This window comes from Microbacterium sp. LWH10-1.2 (genome assembly GCF_038397765.1).
GTDB lineage: Bacteria > Actinomycetota > Actinomycetes > Actinomycetales > Microbacteriaceae > Microbacterium > Microbacterium natoriense.
Map to the genome: position 1 here is coordinate 2,673,596 of NZ_CP151638.1, position 16,812 is coordinate 2,690,407.

Annotated in this window: 14 protein-coding genes; 4 read left to right on the top strand and 10 right to left on the bottom strand. The window is 69.5% G+C overall.

Going from position 1 to position 16,812, the window contains the following annotated elements:
* Nucleotide 1 precedes the first annotated feature (1 nt).
* Nucleotides 2-3,472, bottom strand: coding sequence for a TM0106 family RecB-like putative nuclease (locus tag MRBLWH10_RS12765; RefSeq protein ID WP_341940144.1), 3,471 nt, complete (start codon nt 3,470-3,472; stop codon nt 2-4).
* A 62-nt stretch (nt 3,473-3,534) separates the two neighbouring features.
* Entirely contained in the window at nt 3,535-4,353 is an 819-nt protein-coding gene (gene nadE / locus MRBLWH10_RS12770) for an ammonia-dependent NAD(+) synthetase (RefSeq protein WP_341940145.1), read from the bottom strand.
* Between the two features lie 96 nt (nt 4,354-4,449).
* Between nadE and MRBLWH10_RS12775 the strand changes: the two genes are divergently transcribed.
* A complete protein-coding gene (locus MRBLWH10_RS12775) occupies nt 4,450-5,007 on the top strand; it encodes a nucleosidase (protein WP_105675477.1) in 558 nt (185 codons plus the stop codon).
* 66 nt (nt 5,008-5,073) lie between these two features.
* Here MRBLWH10_RS12775 and MRBLWH10_RS12780 read toward each other — a convergent pair whose 3' ends face one another.
* From MRBLWH10_RS12780 to MRBLWH10_RS12795, 4 genes are all read right to left on the bottom strand, one after another.
* The gene (locus tag MRBLWH10_RS12780; RefSeq protein ID WP_341940146.1) at nt 5,074-8,097 is read right to left on the bottom strand and encodes an SMC family ATPase; all 3,024 of its coding nucleotides are present in this window, start codon (nt 8,095-8,097) and stop codon (nt 5,074-5,076) included.
* Between the two features lie 15 nt (nt 8,098-8,112).
* Nucleotides 8,113-9,267 (bottom strand): exonuclease SbcCD subunit D, encoded by a 1,155-nt coding sequence (locus tag MRBLWH10_RS12785; RefSeq protein WP_341940147.1) that lies wholly within the window; start codon nt 9,265-9,267, stop codon nt 8,113-8,115.
* A gap of 260 nt (nt 9,268-9,527) precedes the next feature.
* Nucleotides 9,528-9,992 (bottom strand): DIP1984 family protein, encoded by a 465-nt coding sequence (locus tag MRBLWH10_RS12790; protein ID WP_341940148.1) that lies wholly within the window; start codon nt 9,990-9,992, stop codon nt 9,528-9,530.
* Nucleotides 9,993-10,054: 62 nt separating this feature from the next.
* Nucleotides 10,055-10,363: a GNAT family N-acetyltransferase gene (locus tag MRBLWH10_RS12795; RefSeq protein ID WP_341940149.1), complete on the bottom strand. Its 309-nt coding sequence runs from the start codon at nt 10,361-10,363 to the stop codon at nt 10,055-10,057.
* A gap of 326 nt (nt 10,364-10,689) precedes the next feature.
* Here MRBLWH10_RS12795 and MRBLWH10_RS12800 point away from each other — a divergent pair, with 326 nt between their 5' ends.
* From MRBLWH10_RS12800 to MRBLWH10_RS12810, 3 genes are all read left to right on the top strand, one after another.
* Entirely contained in the window at nt 10,690-11,379 is a 690-nt protein-coding gene (locus MRBLWH10_RS12800) for a winged helix-turn-helix domain-containing protein (RefSeq protein ID WP_105675466.1), read from the top strand.
* 135 nt (nt 11,380-11,514) lie between these two features.
* The gene (locus tag MRBLWH10_RS12805) at nt 11,515-12,471 is read left to right on the top strand and encodes a DNA-3-methyladenine glycosylase 2 family protein (RefSeq protein ID WP_341940150.1); all 957 of its coding nucleotides are present in this window, start codon (nt 11,515-11,517) and stop codon (nt 12,469-12,471) included.
* A gap of 20 nt (nt 12,472-12,491) precedes the next feature.
* Nucleotides 12,492-12,698 (top strand): hypothetical protein, encoded by a 207-nt coding sequence (locus tag MRBLWH10_RS12810; protein ID WP_105675463.1) that lies wholly within the window; start codon nt 12,492-12,494, stop codon nt 12,696-12,698.
* A 132-nt stretch (nt 12,699-12,830) separates the two neighbouring features.
* Here the strand turns inward: MRBLWH10_RS12810 and MRBLWH10_RS12815 are convergent, their stop codons facing one another.
* From MRBLWH10_RS12815 to MRBLWH10_RS12830, 4 genes are all read right to left on the bottom strand, one after another.
* Nucleotides 12,831-13,586, bottom strand: a complete 756-nt coding sequence (locus MRBLWH10_RS12815) for an ATP-binding cassette domain-containing protein (RefSeq protein WP_341940151.1) — start codon at nt 13,584-13,586, stop codon at nt 12,831-12,833.
* Nucleotides 13,583-14,614 (bottom strand): iron chelate uptake ABC transporter family permease subunit, encoded by a 1,032-nt coding sequence (locus MRBLWH10_RS12820; RefSeq protein ID WP_341940152.1) that lies wholly within the window; start codon nt 14,612-14,614, stop codon nt 13,583-13,585. The genes MRBLWH10_RS12815 and MRBLWH10_RS12820 overlap by 4 nt, the downstream gene beginning before the upstream one ends.
* A complete protein-coding gene (locus MRBLWH10_RS12825; protein WP_341940153.1) occupies nt 14,604-15,650 on the bottom strand; it encodes an iron chelate uptake ABC transporter family permease subunit in 1,047 nt (348 codons plus the stop codon). The genes MRBLWH10_RS12820 and MRBLWH10_RS12825 overlap by 11 nt, the downstream gene beginning before the upstream one ends.
* A gap of 81 nt (nt 15,651-15,731) precedes the next feature.
* Entirely contained in the window at nt 15,732-16,733 is a 1,002-nt protein-coding gene (locus MRBLWH10_RS12830; RefSeq protein ID WP_341940154.1) for an ABC transporter substrate-binding protein, read from the bottom strand.
* Nucleotides 16,734-16,812: the final 79 nt, after the last annotated feature.

The window sequence follows — 16,812 nt, forward strand, 5'->3', positions numbered from 1 at the left end:
TTCAGTCCTCTCCGGCGCCGACCAGTCGGGCGAACGCGCTGAGCCGTGCAACGCCCTCCGGCGTGTACGGCAGATCGTCGAGAAGCGCGGGCGAGTGGATCAGATAGGCGACGACCTGGGCGCGCGAGATCGCCACGTTCAGCCGGTTCTGCAGGAGCAGGAACTCCGGACCGCGGGGAGCGTCTCGCCCGCTGGATGCGGCGAGCGAGGTGATCGACACGACGGCCTCCTTACCCTGGAAGTTGTCGACCGTGCCTACAGGGACATCGGGGAAGCCTGCGGTGGAGAGCGCGTCGTGCACGAGCTGACGTTGCGCGTTGTAGGGCGTGACGACGATGATGTCGGACTGTACGAGAGGGCGCGCCGTGGCGTCCGCGTCGTTGTCGGTGAACGTGCGGCCGAGGAGATCGGCCACGAGTGCGACGACCGCCTCCGCCTCTTCAGCGGACTGCGTCGCGTTGCCACGGTGGCGCAGGGGCAGGACGTGAAGGCCGGGATCGATGCCGGCGAGCGATCTCTTCTCGGTGCCGGGAGCAGAAGCCAGCTTGCCTGCGTAGGCGAGCGTGGAGACCGGGGCGGCGACGAACGGGTGCATTCTCCACGACCTCGCGAGGAAGTACCCGTACTCGGGCTTCACGACCGCGTCACCGTCCATGACCCATCCGAGCGCGGAGGTGTCGACCGGTTCGGGATGAGCGCCCTGGCTCACCTGGGGCAGCTGCTGGGGGTCTCCGAGCAGCAGCAGTCGCTTCGCCCCCGTGGCCACCGCGATCGTCGACGCGAGCGAGAACTGTCCGGCCTCATCGATCACCAGCAGGTCGAGGCCCCCGCGGCCGACCCGCTGAGTGTTGCTGAAATCCCAGGCGGTACCGCCGACCACGACGCCCTCACCGCTGTGCTCGGCGAGGAACGACGCCATCCCGCTCTTCGGGATCACCGTGTACGACGGATCGCCGTCATCGGACTTCGGCGCCTTGCCCACCTGCGAAGGAGACACGCCGTCGGCGACAACGCGCTCGAGCAGGGTCTCGATGATCGCATGGGACTGGGCGACGACTCCGACCTTGAAGCCGTGCTCGTTCACCAGCCGCGCGATGACCTGGGACCCGGTGTACGTCTTGCCGGTACCGGGAGGTCCCTGCACCGCGAGGTAGCTGTGGTCGAGATCGAGGATGCCGCGCACGATCGCATCGATCGTGTCGCCCCCCGCTTCCGGAAGCGGGGCTCCCGATATCGTGCGCGGAGGGATCCGCCGGAGGATGTCGGTCGCCGCGTCGTCGGGGAAGCCCGGTGCGGCCAGGTGCACGGCATCGGCCCACTCGTCGATCGCCCCCTGCAGGGAGACCACTCTCGGCGGCGCGGCCGGAGTCAGCGCGATCGGGAGCTCGTCCCATGTCTGCCCCTGAACAGCGGTCTCGGTCACGAGATATCCGTCGTCGAGCACCTCGGCGATCGTCACCGTGTGCGGCACGTGCACGACGCGTGAGGGCACTTCGGTGTCGAAGGGCGCGGGGACCTCGTACAACGCGAACGGCTGCGATCCGACGCCGAGCGTCGTGCCCGGGGACACCTCGCCGCGGATCTCGATGTCGCGCGACATCACCCGACGCCCCTCGCCCACGCTCCAGTCACGGCTCACGGTCGACGAGAACCGATCGACGCGGATGACGTCTCTCGTGCCGTCCCACATCGTGACCGGCTCACGGAGCCTCTGGAAGTGCGAGACCCAGAAGCTCTTCGCCTCCCGGGGGAAGTAGTCGATGGCCGCGGCGGCGATCCGGTGCACCTGACCGTCGCCGCCCGCCTCGACGTCATGCTCCGCGTCGCCGAGCAGGGCGACTGACCGCGGAGACGGCTCGTACATGACCTCGTCGGCCTGGTCGGGCGGCGCCGGGTGCACACCCTTCTCCCGAGCGATGTCGATCAGCCAATTGCGCAGACGCCGCGTCGACACGCAGTCGTAGCGGTTGTAGTCGGCGAGGTCGGCGAACACGGCATCCGCCCCGGCCTGCTCCCCCGCGGCCGCGAGCTCCCGCGCCGCAACGTACTGGACGATCGAGTCGTCGCCCTTCTGCACGTCGCTCGTGCGCACATCGGCGCCCATGTAGAGCGGTTCGAGCTTCTTGATCGAGTACGAGCGCGACCCGACGCGCACCGTGCGCAGCACGAGCGGGTAGAGGTCGACGAACACGCCCTCTCTGAGGAGCCGATCGACCTCGCCCTCGCGCACGCCGTGCCTGGCCGCCATCGCGACGAGGTGCGAGGTCTCGTACGGGGCGTAGTGGTAGATGTGCATGCCGGGGTGGGCGGCTCTGCGCACCTTCACGAAATCGAGGAAGTCCTCCAGAGCCCTCTTCTCCGCGGCGAAGTCGTGCGCCCACAGCGCGGTGTACTGATCGAGGTTGTCGACCCAGCCGAAGAGGTAGTCGATCCCCCACTCCGACTCCCCCGCCGGCGCCGGCTCGGTGTAGAGCGGGTCGCCCTCGAAGTCGAAGAAGATGTCACCGTGGCTCGGAACAGGGAGCGTGTGGATCGCCGCCGCGTAGTGCACGTCGAACGTGGGAGTCCCCGCCGCATCTGCCCGCAGCTGGAGTTCTGCCTGCGCACGGAGCGTCGCGAACGTGTCGGGATTCATGCCCTCCGGCGCATCGGACGCCGCGGCGAGCTGATCGATCGTCTCGATGCCCGCTGAGCGCAGACGAGCGCGCTGCACCGGCCGCATGCGCGCCACCATGAGCAGATCCCTGTGCGCCAGCACCTGTTCCTCGCACGTGGCGCAGCGGCCGCACGCGACGACGTCGAGATCGCCGCGGTCGTCTCCCCACGCGAGCGGAGCCCCGGCCGAACCCTCCGCGATCCGACGATCGGCGATCAAGGCTCGCAGCCGCGCACGCCGCACGCGGAACAGCGGGAGGAGGTCATCGACCCGGTGCGTGCTCCGCGTGCCGTCGCCGAGGATGAGATCGACCTCGTCGGATCGGGGGATGCCGAGGCGGTCGAGCTGGTCGACGTATGCCGCGAGCTGCATGAGCGCCGTGACCCGCGCCTTGCGGGCGAGCTTGGAGTCCTCCACCCGCCACCGGCCGTCGGGATCGCGCCGCAGGAAGTCGGCGAACCCGACGAACTCCTCGGTCGCGAACGCCGCCTGGAAGATCACCCGGGCGTCGGAGGACAGCGCGACGATCGTCTCGGCGACCACGCCGGCGAGCGCGTCGGCATCCACCGACGACACCTTCGCGACCTCGTGAACGCCCTGCCCGAACTCGGCCACGTAGTCGGCGAGGACCTTCTGCTCGTGGACGTCTCCGAGACGGGCGGCGCGGGCCAGCGTCGCGTCCTCGGGCTCCTCGACCGCGGGAACGCGGCCGAGCTTCGCGTCGATCGCTCTGCACCACGCGAACTCGCACTCGGCCGCGGCCTTGAGGTCGCTCGCGCTCCAGATGACGCGCTGCGCCTGAGTGTCGATCCGCACGATGCTCCCGTTCTGTCGGATGCTTCGACACTAGCCGCGGCATCCGACATCACAGGACGCGCTCAGCGCCACCAGGTGTCGTCGGGGGTCACCGGAAGGTGCCGCTTGTGCTGGGTGCCGAGGTACTTCGCCTCGATGCGCCCCGCGACGTCGGGAGCGACCTCTCGGCCTTCCAGGAAGTCGTCGATCTGCTCGTAGGTGAGGCCCAGTTCGTCCTCGTCCGCACGGCCGGGCTGCCCGTCGAGCAGGTCGGCCGTCGGCACCTTGAATGCGAGGCGGTCGGGGGCTCCGAGCACCTGCAGCAGCGAGCGTCCCTGACGCTTCGTGAGGCCCGAGAGCGGCAGGATGTCGGCCGCACCGTCTCCGAACTTCGTGTAGAAGCCCGTCACCGCCTCCGCCGCGTGGTCGGTGCCGATCACGAGCAGTCCGTCGTGACCGGCGAGCGCGTACTGCGTCACCATCCGGACGCGGGCCTTGATGTTGCCGCGATTGAAGTCGCTGATGTCGCTGGTGACGGCGAACTCGATGTCCTCCTCGACGCCGTCGACGCCGTTCTGGATGTTGACCTCGACCGAGGAGTCCGCGGAGATGAACTCCAGCGCGGCCTCGGCATCCGCCGCATCCTGCTGCACGCGGTAGGGCAGACGCACCGCGAGGAACTTCGCGTCACCGCCCTCGGACCGCACGCGCTCGACGGCGAGCTGCGCCAGCCTGCCGGCGAGCGTCGAGTCCTGGCCGCCCGAGATGCCCAGCACGAAACCGCGGGCTCCGGTGGTGCGCAGGTAGTCGACGAGGAACCGCACCCGCCGCTCCACCTCGGCCTCGGGATCGATCTCGGCCTTGACGCCGAGGGCTTCAGAGATCTGCTGCTGCAGGGACACGGGGACTCCTCACTCGTTCTCGACCCAGTATCCCCCCTGCGTGTTACGAGGGGATGACACATGCTTCTACCAGGTGCGACCTGAAAAGATGAGGCAGTGAAACTTCTCGTCGCCGCCCTGAGCTCCGAACTCGCCGCATTCCCCGACACCCTCCCCGGTTTCGACCGTCTCGTGACGGGCCCCGGAAAGCTGCAGGCGACGTACGCCCTCACCCGCGCGCTCGACGCGAACAGCTATGACGAGATCGTCGTCGTGGGCACCGCCGGCGCGATCGACCCCGACCTCGCCGACGGCGTGCACGAGGTCGGCGAGGCCTTCCAGCACGACGTCACCGATCTCGACGGCATCTCCGGACAGCACGTCTCGCTGCCCGCGCGGGTCTCGACCGGCCGTGACGGGGTCCTGATCGCGACCGGCGATCACTTCGTCGACGACGCGGAGGTCACCGCCGTGATCCGTCCGACCGGCGCCGCTCTGGTCGACATGGAGACCTACGCCTACATCTGGGTCGCCGCACAGTTCGGCGTGCCGATCCGCGTCTTCCGTGCGGTCTCCGACAGCGCAGAAGACGGTGCGCTCACCGACTGGCGCGAGGCCGTCGCACGCTGCAGCGCCCAGCTGCGGACCTTCATCCGCGAGGAGTACGGGGTCTGATCGGCTCCGTTCCGGCGAGCAGCGTCCGGAAACGGATGCCGGAGGCGGTCCTGTGGCCGCGCGTCGTCAGCGGGCCTCGATGACGCTCGGCCCCTCGGCCGTGGCCCTGACGGTGAGCTGAGCAGGGATCTGCTCCTGCATCGCCTCGACGTGACTGATCACGCCGACCGTGCGGCCGCCCTGACGCAGCTCATCGAGCGTGCGCATGGCGACCTCCAGGGTGTCGCCATCGAGCGATCCGAACCCCTCGTCGATGAACAGGGTGTCGAGTCGGATGCCTCCCGCGCGCGCCGTGACGACCTCGGCGAGCCCGAGCGCGAGCGCGAGAGAACTGAGGAAGGTCTCGCCCCCGGAGAGCGACTGCGCAGGGCGGCTCTGGCCGGTGAAGGCGTCGAACACCACGATGCCGAGGCCTGAGGCCGCGCCCCTGGCGGCCAGCGCGTCGGAGTGCTGCAGCTGATAGCGTCCGGCCGACATGTCGCTCAGCCGTCGGTTCGCCGCCCTGACGATCTCCTCGAGTTCGGCGGCGAGCACGAAGGTCTCGAGGGTCATCTTGCGGCTGTTCGCCCCGCGGCCGGCGATGGTGTCTGCCAGCTCCCGCAGGACCTCGAACTCGGCGGCGTCGTCGCCGACGCGCGCCTGCTCGGATGCCGCGGATTCGATCAGACCTCCCAGCCTCTCAGCGGTGCCCTCGGCGCGGGAGGCGGCATCCACCGCTGCGGTCCAGCGCGCCCTGGCCTCGACGGATGCCTGCTCCTGAGGCAGGAGATCGATCGGCTCCTCGGGGAGAGTGCGCAGTTCCAGGTCGAGCAGGATCGCCTTCTCCTTGCCCCGCTGCGCCGTGTGCTCGTCGATGCGGGCCGTCAGCGCCGCCTGTGCCGCGGGCGAGCGCAGCGCCGCCTCGGCAGCTGCGACATCGTCGAAGGCCGACGCGGCGAGCGCGGCATCCCGCTCCGCGACAGCGTCGGCAGTCGTCTTCTCGTGACGCTCCCGCTCCGCGATCGCTTCGGACAGTAAGCGGGCGGCGGAGATGCGCTCCCCGGCCTCCTCCAGGCGCGCGGCGACCGTCTCGTGTTCCCCGCGGGCCGAGAGGATCTGCGCCTCGGCGTCTGCGCGGCGCTGAAGAAGCACGGCGAGCTCTTCCCGAGCGGCGGAGAGGGCGGCAGTGTCGTCCGCGCGACCGTTCTCGAGAGCCTCTGCTCTCGCCGTCAGAGCGGCGAGTTCCTGCTCGAGCTCCGCGACGGCCGACGCCGACGCGACACTCGTGTCGTACTCCTCTTCGGCCGCGGTGAGGTCTGCGGTCGCCTGCTCCACCGTGCGCCCATCGGCGCGGGCTGTCGCCGCAGCGAGTGCGGCGACAGTGGCCGCGAGCTTCTCCGACGCCATGCGCTCGCGCTGGGCCGCGGCGTCGCGCGCGGCCTCGGCCTCGGCCACGTCGTCGGCCGACACCGGGTCGACATGCTCGGCGGGGGCGGGATGCTCGTGCGCGCCGCAGACCGGGCAGGCCTCTCCGTCGACCAGGGCGGAGGCGAGTTCCCCCGCCATCCCGTCGGAACGGCGCTTGCGCAGCTGCGCGAACCGCGCCTGCGCCGATGCGAACGCTGCCGCCGCATCGTCGACGGCAGCGTTGTCGATGACCTCCTGCGCTTCCACCCGCTCACGCTCGGCAGCCGCCGCATTCCGGGCTGCCGCAGCCTCGCGCGCGACGAGGAGATCTGCGGCCCGATCGGCCCGTCGTCTCGCGTCGTCACGTCGCTGGGTGGCCGCCGCGATCCGCTCAGGAATCGTCGACCGCTCCGTGTCCCCTGCGTCGATCCGTGCGGACACGGCCGCCACACGATCTTCGGCGGCCTGGAGATCGACAGCCAGCTGCGGCGCCCGGCGCTCGAGCTCACGCGCGTGCTCCCAGGCGCCTGTCTCCTTCGTCTGCTCCGAGGCCCAGGCATCGAGCTCCTCCGTGCTCTCGGAGGGAAGGGCGATGCCGAATCGGGTCCAGCGGCTCCGGGCCTCCTGCTCGGCATCGGTCGAGACGGTGAGCGCGACCTGCGCGCGCGTCGCCGCGGCGATCGTCGCACGCAGCGCCTCGGCAGCGCGGGCAGCATCGAGCTCTGCCCGGGCGTCGGCGATCTGCGGGAGTTCGGCATCGAGCCGATCGAGGGCCGCACGGGCGCGATCACGCTCGCTCTGCGCGCGCTGATCCTCTCGCAGCGCGGCCAGCGCCGCATCGGCCGCGGTGAGGCGCGTCTCGGCGTCGTCGCGCTCGGCCGCACGCCGCTCGACGCGGTAGTCCGCCCTGGCCTTGGCGCGGCGCAGGTCGTCGAGCCGCTCGTCCGTGGAGGCCGCCGACGTCAGCCCGGCAACGCTCACGTCTTCGCGCTCAGCGCGCGACGAGCCCTCTGCCCCGTCGGCCTCGAGCTCCGCGCTCGCGACCAGACGATCGGCCTCGTCGAGTCGCGCTGTCACGGCGGCCAGTCTCGTGCCGAGCCGGAGCTCCGCCTCCCGCCGACGCTCGTCGAACCGCGACTGCACGTCCTCGAAGCGCTCCGTGCCGAAGAGGCGGCGCAGGAGCGACTGACGGTCTCTGCTGTTCGCGAGCAGGAACTCCGAGAACCGGTTCTGCGCCAGCAGGATCACCTGCAGGAACTGCTCCCTGCTGAGCTGCAGGATCTCGTCGAGCTCACCGGCGACATCGACCGCTCGGGCGGCGCGACCGACCCAGCCGGCATCCGTCCACTCGTCGAGAGCGACCGCGGCCGCCTGCTTCGTGAGACCGCCGCCTCGCTTCGCCGGCCGCAGATACTCCGGCGAACGTGTGACCCGGAACCGCCCGGAAGGCGTGCTGAACTCCACGACGACCTCGGACACCTCGTCGGGTTCGCTGTGGTCGCTCCTCAGCCTCTTCTCGCTCCCGTCGTAGCGGGGAACACCTCCGTAGAGGCCGAAGCACACCGCATCGAGGATGCTGGACTTGCCCGCGCCCGTCCGCCCGGCGATGAGGAAGATGCCGTCGTCAGCGAACGCGTCGAAATCCACGATCTGACGCGAACGGAACGGGCCGAAGCCCTCGACCTCCAGGCGGTGCAGCTGCATCGGATCAGTACCCGCTCAGACCAGTGCTTCGGTCCGCGCACGATCGTCGAGGATCTCGCGGATCAGCTCGCTCTCTCGCTCAGACGCCCCTTGCCCTGCCCGGACGTGCTGCAGGAAGGCCTCGATCCGGTCGGTGTCGGTGACGGCCATCCGCAGGCGCTCGGAATAGGAGCGCTCATCGACCTCGGCGCTCACCGAGGGCTGATGCTGCACCATCGCGCAGAAGGGATACTGCTCACGCAGACGGCGCATCGGCTCTGCCTGTGCGACGGCGTCGGTGTAGATCGCGCACACCCAGTCTTCGGCGTGCGCGGCGACGTTCTCGACCGACAGGATCTCGTCGAGAGTACCGGTGAGCGTCACGAGTGCGCGGGGCACGGGCAGATCGAGCCACTCGGCGGACGCCAGGCCGTCGGCGTCGAGCTCTACCAGCCAGGAGCCGCGCGGCTTGTGCTGCTCGCCGAAGCTGTAGTGCAGCGGCGCCCCCGAGTAGCGCACGCGTTCGCTCACCTGCTGACGACCGTGGATGTGCCCGAGCGCCACGTAGTCGGGACCGTCGAAGACCTCGAGCGGGACCACGTCGAGACCGCCCTGGCGGACCTCGCGCTCGAGGCCGGCGGTGACGTCGACGCCCGCCGCGAAGCAGTGCGCGATCGCGACCGAGCGCCCTTCGTGCCGGTCGATGCCCTCGCGCACCAGCCCCATGGCGTGCGCCATCGTCTGGGCCTGAGTGCGCAGCTGCGCCTCCGGCCAGTGCTGGCGGACGATCGCCGGCTCGAGGTACGGGATGCCGAAGAAGTGCACGGGGCCGTCGGCATCGTGCACCGTGACGGGGTCACCGATCGCACGGGGATCGGTGAGCACGTCGATGCCGTCGCGCAGGAGCCTGGCCTGGAACCCGAGCCGCGCGGCCGAGTCGTGGTTGCCGCTCGTCACGATGACGCGGGCTCCCGTCTCGTGCAGCGCGACGAGCGCGTCGCCGAGGAGCGTGTACGCGGCCGCAGCCGGCGTCGCCGAGTCGAACACGTCGCCTGCGACCACCACGACGTCGACGTCGTTCTCGCGAACCTGCTCCGTGAGCGCCCCGAAGACCTCGGCCAGCGCATCCATGGTCGAGTTGCCATGGAAGGTGCGGCCGATGTGCCAGTCGGAGGTGTGCAGGATTCGCATACCCTCACGGTACGGAGGGCCTCCGACATCACGTCCGAGGCGTGCCGGACGCGATCCTGAATGAGAGAGCGAAAGGTCCCCTGGCCCACCCTCGCCATGACGATCGGCACGCGGTGATGCGAGATGCGCTGTGCGCTGTCACCTGTGCGGGGTGCGGGGCTGCGCGATACGGGATCTGGGCTGCCCTCCGCCCGACAAGGGCCGGTCTTGCCCCACCGGCAGGGGTTGTGCCCGCTTCGTCGTGGCTACCGACTGCCGCTCTACTCCTCCAGGTCGCTCGTCCAGTTCGCCTGCTGGATGCGGTTGTCCAGCTCCCGCAGCTCGACGGCGACGGCATCCGCCCTCTCGCGCAGCGTCGCGACGGGAAGAGCCGCCACCTGCCGCAGCTCGGAGCGCATCTGCCGGAACATCCCGGCGGACCCGGAGGCCGCCGACGCCGCGTCCGCGAGCAGCGAATGCCGCAGGCGCAGCACGTCGCGAGCCGCGAGCGCGTCTGTCATCGTGCCGTCCGCGCCGAGATCGAGCCGGGAGTTGGTCGCGTTGATGCGGCGGATCAGCTCCTGGAGGCGCTCCAGCGCGGCGTCCGCCTCGACGATGAGCGCCGCGGCGTCCTCCGCCGGCTCCTCGCCCTCCTGATAGCGCGCGTTCGCGGTGATGCGGGAGCGGAGCTGCTCGATCCTGCGCTGCAGATCGGCTCTCGCGGTGAGCGCTTCGGCGAGTTTCATCCGGTCATCTCCTCGGGGTGCACGTGCGGACGGCGTCGTAACACAGTGTCACAGAAGCCGGATCATCGTGTACGGAGCAGATCCACGTGCTCGGGGTGCGCGGCGAACCAGTCCGCAACGTACCAGCAGACCGGATCGACCTTGCGATCCCCCCGGGACTCGAGGTCGGCGACAGCGCCCTCCACGACCTTCGCGGCGTACCCTTTTCCGCGGAAAGTCGGGATCGTGAAGGCTCTGGTCAGCGCGACCGTACGCCCGTCGTCGCGGTAGTCGAGCACACTCACGAGCTCGCCGTCGTGCAGGAGCGTGTAGCGCGACGCGTCCTTCTCATCCGTGAAGCTGAAGCCTTTTATCGCATGCGGGAGCACCATCTGAGCAACGTTACGCCCGCCCCGGGGCCCGGTGGTCGTTTTGACACGCGCAGACTTCTTCCGACATAATCCCCCCATGACCACCAACGCACGCCCTTTGTCCGCCCAGGAGGCGAACAGGACTGCCGGGATGATGATGCCCGGTCGCGTTGGCATGTGTTGCCGAATGTGTCGCTGAACGAACAGCCACCCCGCCTGACCTGACCCTTCGCGATCTGCGAGGTCGGTGTCTCCGAGCATCCACCCTTGCTCGCTCTCCCGGCGCCGCCGGTCATTCATGCAACGCATCAGAGCCGCATCGGCTCACGTCCTGAGGACTCATCATCATGTCGAACACCGCCCTTCTCGAGCGTCCCGCCGCATCCGTCCGCCCGCAGGCCGCCACCGCGCCGCTGGCCGCCGACCTCCCCGCCGTCCGCTCGCCCCGTGGCTTCGCCCTGTACGTCGGCCTCGACGAGATCAAGGCCGCCGAGGCCGGGGTCAGCCTTCCGCTCCTGGTCGACGCCCTCCGTCGCACCCTCGCCGAGCTCGCTCCCGGTGCCGAGACGCACGCCACCGTGGCGCTCGCCCCGCACGGCTCCGGCGGCCGCGACCTCGATGTCGTACGCCTCGCCCTGCAGGAGCCCGGCGCGATCGCCCGCACCAAGGCCGCCGCCGAGGAGGACGTGACCGACGAAGAGGGCGGAGTCGTCGTCGACATCTCCCGCAAGCGCGTTCTCATCGACGGCGAGTCCGCGTCCTTCACCTACAAGGAGTTCGAGCTCCTGCAGTACCTCGTCCTCCGCGAGGGCCGCACGATCGAGCGCAGCGAGCTGGTCTCCGCGCTCTGGCAGGCGCAGGACGACGAGACCCCCGGCGAGCGCACGATCGACGTGCACGTGCGTCGCCTCCGCGCCAAGCTCGGTCGCTACGAGGACATCGTCCGCACCGTGCGCGGCATCGGCTACCGCTTCGACCGGCACGCCGACGTCGTCATCCGCTACGGCCACGGCACCCCCTCGCCCGACCGCTTCTGAGTCGGGGCGCAGGCCTTCCGGGGGTCCGTTCGGTTCACGCGTCGCTTTCCCGGGATTCTCCGGAGTTCTGCGCACGAGCTCGAGGCGTACGATGTCGGGACTCACGACGTCGGAACCGCCGCGTAGGGTGATCGCATGACCGTGACGGCAGCTCCCGAATCGGATGCCGCGGCATCCGGCGCACCGCTCGAGACCGTCTACCGCCCCGCGCGCCCCGTCGACCTCCGCTCCACCGTCGGCGTGCTCCGCCGAGGGCCGGGCGACCCGACCATGGTGCACGACGGCCCGGTGATCTGGCGCGCCCTGCGCACGGCGACGGGCACAGCCACTCTCGCACTGCGCTCATCCTCCGGCGAGATCAGGGCGACCGCGTGGGGCCTTGGCGCCGCCGCCGCCCTCGACACCGTGCCCGCGCTGTGCGGATCCCATGACGATGACTCCGGCTTCGACGCGTCGCATCATCCCCTCGTCGCCGAGGCCGCCCGCCGCCATCCGTCGCTGCGCCTCGCCAGGACGGACCAGGTCTTCGACGCACTGGCCTGCGCGATCCTCGAGCAGAAGGTGACGGGGCTGCAGGCGTTCCGCGCGTGGCGCGTGCTGGTGACGCGCTTCGGCGAACCCGCTCCTGGTCCGACGCCGCGGCCGATGCACGCCGCCCCCTCGGTGGAGGGCTGGCGCCGCATCCCGTCGTGGGCCTGGCACAGCGCGGGCGTGCAGCCGCCGCAGTCGAAGACGCTCGTCCGCGTGGCGGAGCGCGGCGACAGCATCCGTCGCGCGCTGATCGCCGCAGCGACCGGGGCCGACCGTGATCGCGTGCTCACCAGCCTCCCCGGAATCGGCCTCTGGACCTCGGCCGAAACCCGCATCCGCGCCCTCGGCGACCCGGATGCCGTGAGCGTGGGCGACTATCACCTGGCCCACGAGATCGGCTACGCGCTGACCGGCTCTCGGACCGACGACGACGGGATGCTGGAGCTGCTCGCCCCCTGGGCTGGTCACCGCCAGCGTGTGATCCGGCTGATCTCCGCGAGCGGCGTGCGCGAGCCGCGGCGGGGCCCTCGGCTCTCGCCGGAGGACCACCGCGGTCGCTGATCGCCCCCTAGGCTGAGGGCATGAAGACGCCCCCGCGCACCGGCTTCCGCCTGCTCATCTCCGCCGGACTCCTGGTGATCGGCGTCGTCGTCGGCCTCATCTTCGAGAACGTGTGGCTCGGAGTGCTGCTCGCGGTCATCGTGTGGTTCGGCTGGTTCCTCGGCTTCGAGTCCCGCCGGGGGCACAACGAGGGCGTGAACGACGAGGACCACGGCATCGAGCTCTGACCCGCCGCCGATCCCGCTCCCCGGCGGCGGCGACCCGCGCCGAGCGCACCGGAAGCCCGCCCCGCGCACGGCTCCTCGACGACGGCATCCCGTGCACCCGGCGAGATCACGGGAGATCGACGACGTCGGCCGTCAGTAGTAGACCGCAAGAGGGCCGGAGGGGCCCTCGATCACCCGCACGGGGGTGTCGAACACGCGGGTGAGCACCTCGTCGGTCATGATCTCCTCCGGGGTCCCGAACTCGACCACCGCGCCGTCCTTCATCGCACAGATATGGTCGGCGTAGTGGCCGGCGAAGTTGATGTCGTGCAGCACGATCACGATCGTGCGGCCCAGCTCCTCGGCGGCGCGGCGCAGGTGCTTCATCATCTGCACGGCGTGCTTCATGTCGAGGTTGTTCAGCGGCTCGTCGAGCAGCACGAACTCGGTGTCCTGCGCGAGGACCATGGCGACGTAGGCGCGCTGTCGCTGACCGCCGGAGAGCTCGTCGATGAACCGCTGTTCGAGATCCGTGAGACCGAGGAAGTCGATCGCCTCGGTGATCTTGTCCTCGTCGAGCTGGGTGAGCCGCCCGCCGGAGTGCGGGTAGCGGCCGAAGCCCACGAGCTGGCGCACCGTGAGCCTGGTGACGAAGTGGTTCTCCTGTCGCAGGATCGACACGATCCTCGCCACCTGCTTCGACGGCGCCCGGTGCACGTCGAGACCGTCGATCTCGACGGTCCCCTCGTCCGGGGAGAGCAGCCGTCCCATCATGGTGAGCAGGGTGGACTTGCCCGCGCCGTTCGGGCCGATGAGGGCGACGATGCCGCCAGCCGGGAGATCGATCGAGACGGGGCCGATCTCGGTGTCACTGCTGTAGCGCTGGACGAGGTCTCTGATGCGGATCACAGTCGCCCCTTTCGGAGGATGATGAGGAGGAAGAGGAGACCGCCGAGCAGCTCGACGATGATCGTGACCGCGTTGACGAGAGTGAACACGTGCTTGAGCAGGAAGTAGGCGAGCCCGAGAGCGACGTAGCCGAGCAGCCACGCCATCGGCAGGAGGAGACGGTGGTCGTAGGTGTCGGCGATCGCGTAGGCCAGCGTGGCGACGAGGAAGCCGAGGAAGGTCATCGGCCCGAACAGCGACGTGCTCATCGCCATCAGCACCGAGACCAGCGTGAGCACCAGCATCACCTGACGCTTGTGGTTCAGCCCGAGGTTCGTGCTGATGTCCTTGCCCAGCGACAGCAGGTCCAGTCGCCGCGACAGCATCCAGATCGCCCCTCCGGCGATCGCGCACACCGGGATGACGAACCACAGGAAGTCGGTCTTGGCGTTGGTGATGCTGCCGAAGAGGCGAGCGGCGAGAACGTCGAACTCGTTCGGCTCGAGCATCTGCTGCAGGAACGTGGAGAGGGCTCCCATCCCCGTGCCGAGGATGATGCCGATCAGCAGCATGACGTGCAGGTTGCCGAACCGTCCGGAGAGCAGCCACGAGTAGAGCAGCACGGCGAAGAGCACCATCAGCGCCGACTGCAGCAGGAACCGGGCGAACGGCGTGACGCCGCTGAATCCTGCGACGCCGAAGAAGAACACGATCACCGTCTGGATGAGCACGTAGAGGGACTCGAAGCCCATGATCGACGGCGTGATGATGCGGTTGTTCGTCGCGGTCTGGAAGGCGATCGTCGCGTATGCCTGGCAGAAGGTGACGACCGCGATGACGACGACGGCCGAGACGCGCATGCCCGAGATGCGCAGCCACCGTTCGCTGAACAGCGCGTACGGGTTGTTCCAGCACAGCAGCAGGGCGGTGATGACGATCGCGCCGACGATCAGGCCGATCAGCACGAGCCGGTACCGGAGGCGGTGCGCGGGGTCGGCGAAGGACCCGGAGCGCCGCACGGACGGGCGGTTCACGAGGTCAGCGGACACCGGTCCTCCTCGTCCGAAGGAGCATGAGGATGAACACGATCGATCCGACGACGCCCAGCACCAGCGAGATCGGCACCTCGAAGGGCATGATGATCGTGCGTCCGATGAGGTCGCAGATGGTCACGATCCAGATTCCGGTGAGGAACACCCACGGCAGGTTCGAGCGCAGGTCGTCGCCGCGCACCATCGACACGAGGTTCGGCACGATCAGCCCCAGGAAGGGCAGAGCGCCGATGATGACCGTGACCACTCCCGTGGTCATCGCGACGAGACCGACGCCCAGGAGCACGACCCGCTCGTAGTGCAGGCCAACGTTCGTGGCGATGTCCTTCCCCAGGCCGGCGACCGTGAAGCGGTCGGCGGCGATTACGACCACGACCGCGACGAAGAGCACGATCCACAGCGGCTCGTAGCGACCGATCTCGATCCCGGTGAACCGGCCCATGAACCACCCGCCGATCACCTGCAGCAGATTGAAGCGCAGCGCGAGGAACGTCGACACGGCGCTGATGACGGAGCCGAACATGATGCCGACGATCGGCACGATGAGCGACGACTTCAGCGTCACCCGCCGGAGGAACGCGAAGAACACGAGCGTCCCGGCGAAGGCGAAGAGGATCGCGATCACCATCTTCGTGAAGACTCCGGATGCCGGCAGCACGATGTAGGTGACGAGCAGCCCCAACCCCGCCCACTCCGTGGTGCCGACCGTCGTCGGCTCGACGAAGCGGTTCTGCGTCATCAGCTGCATCACGAGACCCGCCATCGCCATGCTCGCCCCTGCGAGGACGAGGGAGGCGGTGCGCGGTATGCGGGTGATCCAGAGGAACTCCCGGCCATCGCCCTGCGCCGCTGTGATGTCGGCGACGCCGGTGAAGATCGACACGGTCACGAGGGCGAGTGTCAGGAGGACGGCGAGGAGCAGCGGCCACGTCAGGGACCAGCGGGAGCGGTCTCGTCGGGGTGACGCGGTGGCGGCGACGGCGTCGGTGTTCGTGATCCGTCGCGGCACCGGCGCGGAGGGCGTCGAGGTCATGGGGTCTCCGGGGCAGTGGGGCGCGCCGCCGCCACGTCCGGAATGCGGTCGGGCAGCGGCGCGCGGGTCGGCGTCGGCGCGTCAGCTCGCGTCGAACATCTCCGTGAGCCCGTTCAGGACCGCGATGTAGGCGAAGACGTCCTCGGTGAGGTAGTAGTCCGCCGGCATCACCGTGATGGCCTCGTTCTTCACGGCCGGGACGCTGGAGAGGGCGGCGGAACCGGTGATCAGCTCGAGCGCGGGGACGACGGTCTGGCCTTCCTCCGACACCGCGGCGTCGCGGTCGAGGACCAGGAGGTAGTCGGCGTTCGCCTGGGCGAGCGCCTCGAGCGAGACGTTGTCGCCGGTGTGGTCCGACGACCCCGCGGCGTCGAGGGCGGGGGTGAGCCCGAGCAGGCTGAAGAAGATGCTCGCTCCGCGGCCGTCGGTGGGGTTCGAGTAGTTGATCTCGCCGCCGGAGGTGACCAGGCCCATGACCGTCTTCTCGGGGTCGTACGCGTCCTTCGCCTTCTCGATGGCGGTGTGGAGCTCCTCGACGAGCGCCTCGGCCTCGGCCTTCTTGTTGAAGACCTCCCCCATCAGGGTGACGCTCTCGACGACGAACTCGTCGGCCGTCTGCCCCTCCGGACCCGTCATGTCGATGAACGCCGCGTCGGGGGCGGCATCCTTCACGCCCTGGGCGTTCTCTTCGCCGCCGAAGCGGTAGCCGTTGACCACGACGTCGGGGTCGGCCGCGACGATCTGCTCGAAGTCGGGCTCGGTGTGAAGGCCGATGTTGAGGATCTCGGTCGAGTCCTTGAGCGGATTCTTCGGGCTGAACAGGTCGAGCGGGGCGACGGAGACGGGGAGATCCCAGTCTGCGGCGAGCTGGAAGAAGCGGTTGTCGGTGATCGCGACGCTGTCGGCGCTCTCGATGGTCACCTCGTTGCCCGCGAGGTCGGTGACGGTCACCGGATAGTAGTCCTCCGCAGCCGCGGGCTTCTCGGTGTTCGGGGCCTCCGCCGACGGGGAGGCGCAGCCGGCGAGGGCGAGCAGACCGACGAGCCCGAGGCTCGTGGCGGTGAGGATTCTGGGCATGGACATGGAGAGACTCCTGTTCTGCGGGGGTTTTCGCGCGAAGGGCGCCGGATCGGGCGAAGTTAGGGTTGCCTATCCTCGCCTC

Excerpts from the sequence above, each read along its gene's own strand:
- MRBLWH10_RS12780 (WP_341940146.1), bottom strand. The coding sequence starts at position 8,097 with ATGCAGCTGCACCGCCTGGAGGTCGAGGGCTTCGGCCCGTTCCGTTCG.
- MRBLWH10_RS12800 (WP_105675466.1), top strand. The coding sequence starts at position 10,690 with ATGTCGAACACCGCCCTTCTCGAGCGTCCCGCCGCATCCGTCCGCCCG.
- MRBLWH10_RS12805 (WP_341940150.1), top strand. The coding sequence starts at position 11,515 with ATGACCGTGACGGCAGCTCCCGAATCGGATGCCGCGGCATCCGGCGCA.
- MRBLWH10_RS12810 (WP_105675463.1), top strand. The coding sequence starts at position 12,492 with ATGAAGACGCCCCCGCGCACCGGCTTCCGCCTGCTCATCTCCGCCGGA.
- MRBLWH10_RS12785 (WP_341940147.1), bottom strand. The coding sequence starts at position 9,267 with ATGCGAATCCTGCACACCTCCGACTGGCACATCGGCCGCACCTTCCAT.
- MRBLWH10_RS12790 (WP_341940148.1), bottom strand. The coding sequence starts at position 9,992 with ATGAAACTCGCCGAAGCGCTCACCGCGAGAGCCGATCTGCAGCGCAGG.
- MRBLWH10_RS12795 (WP_341940149.1), bottom strand. The coding sequence starts at position 10,363 with ATGGTGCTCCCGCATGCGATAAAAGGCTTCAGCTTCACGGATGAGAAG.
- MRBLWH10_RS12830 (WP_341940154.1), bottom strand. The coding sequence starts at position 16,733 with ATGTCCATGCCCAGAATCCTCACCGCCACGAGCCTCGGGCTCGTCGGT.
- MRBLWH10_RS12825 (WP_341940153.1), bottom strand. The coding sequence starts at position 15,650 with ATGACCTCGACGCCCTCCGCGCCGGTGCCGCGACGGATCACGAACACC.